Source organism: Cellulosimicrobium sp. NPDC030954, from assembly GCF_055571305.1.
The window spans coordinates 25,420-33,198 of sequence record NZ_JBVIFN010000004.1 but is presented as its reverse complement, the minus strand read 5'-3'; the positions used below and the strand labels follow the sequence as shown (position 1 = coordinate 33,198).

At 68.0% G+C, this 7,779-nt stretch carries 6 protein-coding genes; 4 read left to right on the top strand and 2 right to left on the bottom strand.

What is annotated here, in order from left to right:
• Nucleotides 1–108 precede the first annotated feature (108 nt).
• On the bottom strand, nucleotides 109–378 hold the full coding sequence (locus ACZ402_RS09905) for an NAD-dependent epimerase/dehydratase family protein (RefSeq protein WP_375823519.1): 270 nt from the start codon (nucleotides 376–378) through the stop codon (nucleotides 109–111).
• 238 nt (nucleotides 379–616) lie between these two features.
• Between ACZ402_RS09905 and ACZ402_RS09900 the strand changes: the two genes are divergently transcribed.
• Nucleotides 617–1,549 (top strand): alpha/beta fold hydrolase, encoded by a 933-nt coding sequence (locus tag ACZ402_RS09900; RefSeq protein WP_375823518.1) that lies wholly within the window; start codon nucleotides 617–619, stop codon nucleotides 1,547–1,549.
• Here the strand turns inward: ACZ402_RS09900 and ACZ402_RS09895 are convergent.
• Nucleotides 1,546–4,296: an ATP-binding protein gene (locus tag ACZ402_RS09895; RefSeq protein ID WP_375823517.1), complete on the bottom strand. Its 2,751-nt coding sequence runs from the start codon at nucleotides 4,294–4,296 to the stop codon at nucleotides 1,546–1,548. The two genes, ACZ402_RS09900 and ACZ402_RS09895, sit on opposite strands and share 4 nt — an antisense overlap.
• A 226-nt stretch (nucleotides 4,297–4,522) precedes the next feature.
• On the opposite strand from ACZ402_RS09895, the gene ACZ402_RS09890 reads away from it, so the two are divergent.
• From ACZ402_RS09890 to ACZ402_RS09880, 3 genes are all read left to right on the top strand, one after another.
• Nucleotides 4,523–4,747, top strand: coding sequence for a hypothetical protein (locus ACZ402_RS09890; protein ID WP_375823516.1), 225 nt, complete (start codon nucleotides 4,523–4,525; stop codon nucleotides 4,745–4,747).
• 347 nt (nucleotides 4,748–5,094) lie between these two features.
• Nucleotides 5,095–6,648, top strand: coding sequence for a sodium:solute symporter family transporter (locus ACZ402_RS09885; RefSeq protein ID WP_375823804.1), 1,554 nt, complete (start codon nucleotides 5,095–5,097; stop codon nucleotides 6,646–6,648).
• Nucleotides 6,649–6,713: 65 nt separating this feature from the next.
• On the top strand, nucleotides 6,714–7,454 hold the full coding sequence (locus tag ACZ402_RS09880; protein WP_375823515.1) for an alpha/beta fold hydrolase: 741 nt from the start codon (nucleotides 6,714–6,716) through the stop codon (nucleotides 7,452–7,454).
• Nucleotides 7,455–7,779 lie beyond the last annotated feature (325 nt).

The following is a 7,779-nucleotide window of genomic DNA, read 5'->3' as shown; positions in this document are numbered from 1 at the left end:
ACGATGCCGACGATGCCGACGATGCCGACGATGCCGACGATGCCGACGATGCCGACGATGCCGACGATGCCGACGATGCCGACGATGCCGACGATGGACAGCGCCACATTATGCCCCACACCCGCGAAGTTCGGCGGCGAGCAGACGACGAGTCACCGTCTCGAAGAACCGGCGGGCGGCGGATGCCGAGAGCGTCGTCTTGTTGGTCACGTCGATCACCGTCTCTACGCCGGACAGAACTTCCTCGATTCCACGTCCCGCGAAGAGGTCCACTCGTGTCCTCGGACTCAGTGGCACAACGTGGTGACCGCGGTCCCGTACTGACCTCGCGACGTACTCGCCGACAGTCCCTGTCGCTCCAGCTACGGCGATCTTCATGGCTCCTCGGGTAGCTCGATTCCTTGGCCGCCACCGCGCCGCTCCAGCCACTCGTCGAAGGTGGTCGTGAGGCTCGCTGTGAGGTGCAGCCGTCTCGATCACCGACCGCAGGGGCACCGAGATCGTGACAGCCTCCTCGTCGTCGCGGCCGGCTCGGTCACATCGTCCGACCGTCCCCGGTCGTGAGTGCAGTGGCGTTCGACCCACGACACTTGGCCCCGCCCAGAAGGACGACACGATGATTGGCTCCGCGTACACGCTTCGGCACCTCGCCGCCGGCGAGCTCGACGTCGCCTACCACGACCTCGGCTCATCGGACGCTCCGCCAGTGGTGCTCCTGCACGGCTTCCCGTACGACGTGCACAGCTTCATCGACGTCGCCCCGAGTCTGGTCGACGGAGGCTTCCGGGTGATCGTCCCGTACCTGCGCGGACACGGGCCCACGAGGTTCCTCCGCGATGACACACCCCGCAGTGGTCAGCAGGCTGCACTCGGAGCCGACCTGCTCGCACTCCTCGACGCCCTCAAGCTGCAGACCCCGATCCTCGCCGGCTACGACTGGGGCGGCCGAGCCGCATGCGTGGTCGCGGCGCTTCATCCTGACCGCGTCGGCGGGCTCGTCAGTGTGAACGGCTACCTCATCAACGACATCGCCTCCGCCCACGTACCGATCACGCCCGAGCGCGAGGCGGGCTTCTGGTACTTCTGGTACTTCTCCACCGAACGGGGCCGTAGGGGACTGGAGAGGAACAGGCAGGAGATCGCCCGCGTCATCTGGTGCCGGAACTCACCCGAGTGGGTCTTCACCGACGACGACCTCGCTCGAGCGGCCCGCGCGTTCGAGAATCCCGACTACGTCGACGTCGTCATCCACTCCTACCGACAGCGACTCGGACTGGCGCCCGGCGCCGTCGCCCATTCTGCCGACGAGTCGCGCCTCGCCTCGCTACCAGCGATCAGCGCTCCGACGATCACGCTCGACGGCACGGCGGACGGGAACTTCCCCGCGACCGACGGCTCTCACGATGCCGCCAGGTTCACCGGATGGCGCGAGCATCGTCATGTCCCGCATGCGGGTCACCATCTTCCGGCCGAGGCGCCGCAAGCTTTCGTCGACGCGATCCTGGACGTCGCTACGCACCTCGACACGAGGTCGCGACGGCACGTCTAGTTCGGGCCTGGCAGGACCTTCCACAGCTCGTTCCGCGACCTGACGTCGAGTTTGGCGAAGACCTTGCGCAGGTGCCACTCGGCGGTGTGTGAACTGATGAAGAGGCGTGCTCCGATCTCGCGGTTGGTGAGGCCGTCACGGGCCAGCCGGGCGACGTTGCGTTCCTGATCAGTGAGGTCGTCCACGGACGCCGTGCCGCGAGTGCGCACCTTCTCCCCTGTGACAGCCAGCTCGCCGCGCGCTCGGTCGGCGAACCCCTGCATGCCGCATTCGGCAAAGATGGACACTGCTGAGCGCAGCTGTGCGCGGGCGTCGATACGACGCCCGTGCCGGCGCAGCATCTCGCCGTACAGAAGCTGGCTGCGTGCCTTGAGGATCGGCACGCGGATCCGCTCGAACCCGTCGATGGCATGGAGGTAGTGAGCCTCACCGTCATCGTCGTCGTCCTGCATCGCGTGGACCAGCGCCATGAACGCGGCAGCCCAAGGGCTTTTGTCGATCACCGGGTTCGTCACCTGATGAAGTCGTTCGACAGCCTCGCCTGCGAGTTCTCGTTCGCCGAGGTGCGAGGCGGCCTCGACCACCTCGAGCATCGTGCGCATCGCGTGGCCGAGCTCATTGACGTACGGAAGCTCTCGACGCGCAGACGCCAAGGCCTTCTCGTAGTGGCCTGCCCCGTTGTAGACCACGGCCTCTGCCATGTTGGCCACTGTCAGTGCGTACCCCTCGCCTCGTGCGTGAGCGTCGGCGCGGAGCTGCGGCGCCATGGTCTCGACCTCATCGAGATGACCTCGATAGGCAGCCAGGAAGATCCGCCCGTACAGAGGGAGGGGGTGTCCGGTGATGGAAAGAATCGTGTCGAGGTCGTCGCAGATGGCCTCCGCGCCGTCCAGCCGACCGTCGAAGGTGCGGGCGACCATCAACAGGTTGAGCGCCATGGGAAGCACGGTGAGCACCCCTCCGGCACGCGCGAGCCGGACTTGCCGCTCCGCGAGAGTTCTCAGCCCCTCGGCATCCCAGATGTCCTGGGCGGCGCGACCCCCGAACCACATCCACGCGAGAGCTCGGTGGTCCGTGGCTGGCTCCTCGGCAAAGGCCGCGATGGCGCGCCGCACGATAGGCAGCGCGAGAGATGGTCCACCCAGCGCGAGCTGCGCCTGCCCCCGAAGGATGAGGTCCGGTGCACTGTCCAATGTCCCGGTGGCCGTCGACGACATGATCGCCTGCGCGATCTCGTCGATGGCGCCCGGCTCGCCGAGCCTCCCGGCGTAGGTGGCGGCGGATAGGGCCTGCATGTACGTGTCTCTGGCCAGCACCGGGTCGTGGGGCTCGAGCGCCTGTGCTGCGGTGAGGAGCCTTCGCGGCGCACTGCGATCGCGACGGAGCGCGTACTCGCAGCGTGCCTGCAGCCGTGCGACAAGGGCTATCTGGAGGGAGTTCAGCTCGTGGTCGCGTGTTTCGTCGAGCAGCTGCAGCGCGTCGTCAGGTGCGCCAGCGTCGAGCTTGGACTCGGCAGCCGCGATCGATCGATCTGCCCGCGCTCGAGGTTCGGGCGTCAGCTGCGCGGCCCGTTCGAGGAAGGCTGCAGTGGCTGCGACCCCTCCACGAGCGCGTGCTCGGTCGGCCGACTGCACGAGGGCTGCCGCCACGTTCTCGCTGGGCTCTACTGTCGCGTTGGCCAGGTGCCAGGCGCGACGGTCCGGGTCTCGCTCGGCATACGTCGCCTCAGCCAGGGCCTCGTGGACACTTCGACGGTCAGCCGGGTCGGCCGCCCGATAGATCGCCGACCGGATGAGCGGATGTCGAAACTGGATGCGTCCGGAGACGACGAGCGCGTCGGCCTGCTGGGCGAGATCCAGGTTCTCAGGGCCAAGTCCCAGGCGTGCGGCGGCCCGCCACAACAAGCCCATGTCACCGGTGGGATCAGCTGAGGCGAGGAGGAGAAGTGTGCGGGTCGAGGGGGGAAGGCTGTCGAGCCGGGCGAGCAGGCTCCGCTCGATCCTGCTCTGCAGCGACAGGGATCCGGCGAGCGCATAGCCGCCGGCCATGTCGGCGGCGGACGTGCGAGGCAGCTCGCGGAGTGCGAGCGGGTTGCCGCGACACTCGACGAGGAGCTGGTCGAACACTCGCTCGTCGATCGCACCCGGCAGAGCCTTTCGGAGGAGTTCACGAGAGTCGTGGTCGCTCAGCCCCGGGACGGACAGCTGGGGCAGGTCCGCGAACAGATCATCCTGGCGTCGCATGGCCAGGACCATCGCGATGTGTTCGTTGGAGAGACGACGGGCTACGGACGCGATGGCTCGTGCCGAGGTCTCGTCCAACCATTGCGCGTCATCGACGATGCACAGCAGAGCGCCCTCGCCGGCGGCCCGCGTCAGCAGATCGCGCACACCGAGTCCGAGATGAAGCGGGTTGGGCGGTCCTGCCGCACGAATACCGAAGGCACATTCGAGCGCTTCCCGGCGAGGTTCCGGAAGGTGGACCGCCGACGTGGTCAACAGATGTCCGCAGAGCAACTGCAAACCTGCGAACGTGAGCTCGACCTCGCTCTCGGAGGCGACCATCCGCTCGACGCGGACATCAGTACCCGCATCGGCGATGAGCGCGTCCACCAGGGCGGTCTTGCCGATCCCGGCTTCGCCGCTCAGAACGACAGCACCACTGTGCCCGTCGCGCGCACGAGCGACCAGCTCCTGCAATCGGGCCAGCTCCTGGGTCCGGCCCAGAAGGCCTCTGGACGGCGGCACCACTCAAGCGTATCTCCGAGGCTTCAAGGCCTCTGAAAGGTCGGACCGGTCCCGTCGGAACCGGCATCCGCTGCCCAAGGCCCGATGGCGGACGGGGCGAGGCAAAGCGGGCACTACGCACCTCCCTACGCACCTGACTACGCACTCGCAGGGCGCGCTCCGCTGCCTCGTCGGTCGACGGTGGATGAGTCGCCGAAGGGCGGCTCCCACCCTCAAGGAGGCCGACATGAACCTCGTCCACGCCCCGTCTCCCGACGGTCGCCCGGCCACCCTCGCGGACCAGCTGTACCGGGCCGCTCTGCGACTCCACGCCGGCGGAGAGGTCACCAGCCGCGCCGTCGACGCGATGATCGAGGCCGCAGAGATCCTCAGGTCGCTCACCACGATCGTCCCGATCACGGCCTCCGGCCTCGCCGACGGCGCCGTCAGAACCATGGAGCCGGCACCATGACCGGCCAGATCGTCCTGACCGCTGCCCTCTATCTCGTGGCCGCGCTCCTGGCCTGGTACGAATTCCGCCTGGTGTGGCGGGAATGCCATTCGCCCCGAACGCCGCGAAGACGAACAAGAGAGTCCGGAGCACCTCGGGGCGCAGCATCCACCGCGGCTTCCGACCGAGAGCGGACTGCGCCTCCGGGATGATCAGTCCCGCGCGGCGGCGACCCAGCCATCGGCGGCACGCGCAGCACATCGGTCGTCCGATCGAGTCACACCAAGCCTCGGCGTCCGGTCAGTCATGTCGAGTTCTCATCCACATCGTGACGTACGACCACGGAGAGTGAGGCGGCAGACGTGATCATTGCAGCCAGCGACAACCCGCTACGCCTGGATGCCAACTTCATCGACTTCGGGCTGGTGGCTGTCTACTTCATCTTCGTTCTGGGCATCGGCTGGCTGGCGAGACGCCAGGTCTCATCCAGCCTGGACTTCTTCCTCTCGGGTCGGTCCCTTCCCGCGTGGGTCACAGGGCTCGCGTTCATCTCCGCGAACCTCGGCGCCGTCGAGATCATGGGAATGTCCGCCAACGGTGCGCAGATCGGCGTGGCCACCATGCACTACTACTGGATCGGTGCCGTGCCGGCGATGCTGTTCCTCGGCGTGGTGATGATGCCGTTCTACTACGGGTCGAAGGTCAGGTCCGTCCCCGAGTTCATGCGACGACGGTTCGGGACCGGAGCGCACCTGGTGAACGCCATCAGCTTCGCGGTCGCGCAGCTGCTCATCGCGGGCGTGAACCTGTTCCTTCTGGCGACCATCGTGAACGCCCTCCTGGGTTGGCCGTTGTGGGTCTCCCTGGTCGCGGCGGCGGCGGCGGTGGTGCTCACGTACACGGCGCTCGGCGGGTTGTCCGCCGCGATCTACAACGAGGTCCTGCAGTTCTTCGTCATCGTCGCGGCCCTGCTCCCCCTGACGATCGTCGGCCTGAACCGCGTGGGCGGCGTCGGCGGCCTGGTCGACAACGTCGAAGAGTCGTTCGGGACGGAGATGCTCTCCTCGTGGCCCGGTGAGTCCCTGACAGGCTTCGACTCACCCGTGTGGTCGGTGATCGGCATCGTGTTCGGCCTCGGCTTCGTGCTGTCCTTCGGCTACTGGACGACGAACTTCGTCGAGGTACAGCGCGCCATGGCGTCGGACTCCATCACGTCGGCTCGCACGGCCCCGGTCATCGGTTCGTTCCCGAAGATGCTGATCCCCTTCGTCGTCGTCCCGGGCATCATCGCGAGCGTCCTCGTCCCGGAGATCACGGCCCTGAAGGAGGGCCAGGGCGACGGGACCGTGCAGTACAACGACGCGAACCTGCTCATGATCCGCGATCTGCTCCCCACCGGGATGCTCGGCGTCGCGCTCGCCGGGCTTCTCGCTTCGTTCATGGCGGGCATGGCGGCCAACATCTCCGCGTCCAACACCGTCTTCAGCTACGACATCTGGCAGCAGTACGTCAAGAAGGACAAGCCCGACGGCTACTACACACGCGTCGGACGCATCGCGACGATCGTCGCCGTGCTGCAAGAGATGGGGGTCCCGTCGACCGACGATCTCGCCCCTACCCCGGCACACGCCGCCCGAGCCTTCGACATCCGCACGATCATCGGAGCCGTCCTCGGCATCTACGGCGTCGTCCTGCTCGTCATGGGGATCCCCGGCGCCGGGGAGACCGCCGGGCACCACACCGATTCCGAGGTCAACCTGTGGACCGGAGCCGCGCTCACCGCGGCCGCCCTGTCCTTCCTTCTGTGGGTCCGATACCGGCCCCTGCTCGTCTCCACCGGGGGCGAGGCACGCATCGATCCGACGGACTGGCGGCGGCGATCGACAGCCCTGCTCTGCCCGCCGCAACGGGTGCCAATGTGAACCCCGGGACCGGGGAACGGCACCCGCCACACAACCTGCTCCACGCTCACGACAGGAGTACTCCCATGAGCACCACACCCACAGCCGTCCTCGTGCACGGCGCCTTCGCCGACTCCTCGAGCTGGCACGGCGTCGTCGAACGGCTCCACCGCGACGGCATCCCGGTCGTCGCGAACGCCGTCCCGCTGCGCTCGCTGTCCGGCGACGCCGCATACCTGCGGGACGTCATCGCCGGCGTCGAGGGTCCCGTCCTGGTCGTCGCACACTCGTACGGCGGCATGGTCGCCACCGAGGCGGTCTCACAGGCGCCGAACGTCGTCGGCCTCGTGTACGTCGGCGCGTTTGCTCCCGAGACCGGAGAGAGCGCGTTCGACCTCGCCGGCCGATTCCCCGGCAGCACCCTCGGGGAGACGCTCGCGTCGACTCCGCTGTCCAACGGTCAGACGGACCTGACCATCCGCCCGGAGAGGTTCCACGAACAGTTCGTCGCGGACGTCGCCCCCGGTCACGCCACGTGCATGTCCGCGTCCCAGCGCCCGGTCACGCAGGAGGCCCTGACCGAACCCCTGGCAACGACGGAGCCGGCCTGGCGTCACGTACCGTCCTGGTTCGTGCACGGGGGCGAGGACCGGAACATCCCTCCCGCCGCGCTTCGGTTCATGGCAGAACGTGCCGGCTCCCGCGGCACGACCGAGGTGGAAGGCGCGTCCCACGCAGTCGCCGTCTCGCGGCCCGACGAGGTCGCACGGATCGTGACCGCCGCCGCGCTCGAGCTCGAGCTCGGGGACACCGCGATCGCTCGGTAGCGAGAGCTCGGTAGCTGCGGCCCTGCTGAGGCACCTCGCCGGCAGGGCCGCGGCGCGACGCCGAGAACGCGCGACCAACATCACGTCACGAACCGAGCAGCCGCACGGTCGCCAGTGGGAGAGCGCCGCGGCGGTGCTTGGGGAGGAACTGATGGAACGCATCGTCATCGTCGGCGGCGGCTACGCAGGGTTCACCGCAGCCCGGGAGCTCGAGAAGCACCTGCGGCGCGAGCTGCGCCGCGGCGACATCGAGCTGGCCCTCGTGGATCCGCGGCCCTACATGACCTATCAGCCGTTCCTTCCAGAGGTCGTGGCGGGATCCGTG